Origin of the sequence: Microvirga massiliensis (assembly GCF_001006805.1) — a bacterium.
Taxonomy (GTDB): Bacteria; Pseudomonadota; Alphaproteobacteria; order Rhizobiales; family Beijerinckiaceae; genus Microvirga; species Microvirga massiliensis.
In genome coordinates this window covers 1-2,316 of record NZ_LN811393.1, presented here as the reverse complement: position 1 = coordinate 2,316, position 2,316 = coordinate 1, and the positions used below count along the sequence as shown (strand labels likewise).

2 protein-coding genes are annotated in these 2,316 nt (G+C 63.3%); one reads left to right on the top strand and one right to left on the bottom strand.

All coding sequences use genetic code 11. From position 1 onward, the window contains the following. Positions 1-212 precede the first annotated feature (212 nt). Positions 213-1,547, bottom strand: a complete 1,335-nt coding sequence (locus BN1233_RS42455; RefSeq protein WP_052764155.1) for an alpha/beta hydrolase family protein — start codon at positions 1,545-1,547, stop codon at positions 213-215. Positions 1,548-1,880: 333 nt separating this feature from the next. Between BN1233_RS42455 and BN1233_RS42450 the strand changes: the two genes are divergently transcribed. Further along, the coding region (locus BN1233_RS42450) for a serine hydrolase (RefSeq protein ID WP_187144503.1) at positions 1,881-2,316 on the top strand (436 nt) is incomplete at its 3' end.

Below are 2,316 nucleotides of genomic sequence, written 5' to 3'. Positions count from 1 at the left end.
GGGTCCTTCCCCAAGCGACTATCCCGCCGGCATTTCTCTAAGCTTGCATCAGCTATCCGTTGGCACCACTCGTCTGTCATCCTCACCGACGGGCGTGTCGCGCGCGCTTGATGTCGTCGAGACCTCTTTGAACCGCGGAAGCAGTGCCCCTCCCGTAATCCGATACCCGTTGTCGGTGCACACCCGCCTGAGTGACGGCTCCCGGAGAGGGGTTACCTCAGTGTCGCGTCAAGCCAGTTGAACACGCGTAGGTCTCTGAGGCCGTAGCCCTTCGGCTCGCAGTGCAGGTCCGCCCCGTCGGATGCCGAGAACGGCACCAGGGTCTTGGGGCAGGTCAAGAGATCGTAGAGCCGGCGCGACTGTCCGGGCCAGAAGGCCTCGTTGACCGGTTCGGTGATGAGCATGGGACACTCGATCTGCCCAATGACGTCCATGAGGCGGTAGTCCATGCTCGCCCTGAAGGCATCGTAGTACGAGGTGGCACCATACGGTCTCATGCGAAAGACAAGGGCGGCTTTGGTGACCGGGTCGAGCATCTGGGTCATGTACCCGTCAAACTCTTCCTTGCGGCCGGCCTTCAGGAGTTCCAGCATCGGGGGTGGCAAGGGCGCAGTCCATGATGTGGACACGTCAACCACGCCCGGATCCGCAATGGCCGCGGCGATCCGCTTCTCGAACGCGACGGCGCGGGGAACCCAGTAGCCACCCTGGCTGATGCCCTGGATCGCGATCCTCCTGGGATCGACGCCCGCTCGGCTCAGCGCAAAATCGACAACCGGCGTGATGACGTGCTCCCAGTCAGGCCGGAAGGTGAGGCCCTGCTTCCACAGCGCGTAGCCCTGCCCGGGACCCTCGAAGGTCAGGCAGTCGTAGCCCCGGGCAACCGCTCCCGCCCCACCCTGCATCCACATGTCGAGAGGCGAGCCGTCGCTTCCATTGACCAGGATCAGCAGGGGGCGCTTCTCGGCCGTGCTCTTTCCGCGGAAGTAGACCCCCCGCAAAGCGGTTCCTTCGTAGGGAATGCTCACCTGCTCGATCGGCGGGTCGAAGAGGGCGATCGCCCTCAGCCAGCAGGCGTCTAACAGCTGCCAGGCTGTCGTGATTCTGGATGGATCGCCGGTTCCATCCGCAAAGTACGTCGCGCTGTCATAGAAGTTCTGGGCCCACAGGTAGGCCTGCCGCGCGCTCTCGACGTGACCGCCCCTTGCGGAGCCTTCGGCCATGGCACGGGCTTCATCCCCGGCCGCCATCACGGCGTGATAGGCACTCTCGAAGTTGCCGTCCTCGATCTGCCGGATGACGTAGAGCACCTTGCCGATGTTCCCGCCCTGGTGGTACGCGCGCCCGAGGCTGATCAGCATCACGTATTCGAAAGCCGAGTTCGTGAAGAAGTGGGTTGCCTGATGAGCCCCTGCGGGTGTTGTCGGCAGATTGGTGGGGCTCGACGGAGTCTCTCGAGCGCGGGTGCGATCGTGTCGGGACATCATGCCGGTCCCCAATCCTGCGGCGACGATCCCGAGGCCGAACTGCTTTCTGCTCAGCTTCATGAACGGAGCCCTCGGATGCAACCCCGGTGCCTCATCAAGCCGTTGCCAGGCTCAGCTGCGAACGTAACACATTCAGCCAGCTCAGACCGCCATGAAGCGAGTAGCCCAATAGGCACCTCACGGCCCCTGGGCTCAGCGCAAAATCACCAAAGGCGCGATCAGCAGTCGTCTGGATTTGCCGGTCGGAGCAATCGAACAGTTCAGGGCAGAGCTGCCTGAAGGTGGAAACCAGCGAGCGGGTGCACCGTCTGCCCCTGACCAAGTTGGCCTGGAAACCGTCCGAAAGCGGCTGCAATCTGAAGCCTGATCCATCCATCAGACATGGAGCGGCTCGTGTTTCGCTCCGGTTGCGTTGCTCTCACGCTGGCTGCAGTTCTTTCCCTGGTCGGGACTGGTTCCCCGCGCGCGCAGCCCAATGCCCCCTCCGCTCTGATGCAGGAGCTTGCCATTGCGCTTCCGGGACAGTCACCGCAAAGCCTGTCCCTGAACCAGGCCATGCGAGCGCTCCACATCCCGGCTGTTGGCATCAGCGTCATTGATGACGGCCGGATTGCCTGGACCGCGGTTGTCGGTGATCCGGCACCCGGGATGCTGTTCCAAGCCGCCTCGCTGTCGAAGTTCGTCACGGCGGTTGCCGTCATGCGGCTGGTCCAGGAGAGGCGGCTGGATCTCGATCGAGGTGTCAACGCCTATCTCACGTCATGGCGCCTTCCTGAAGGGTCTCAGGCTAAGAACAGCGGGGTCACGCTCCGGCGGCTCCTGAGCATGA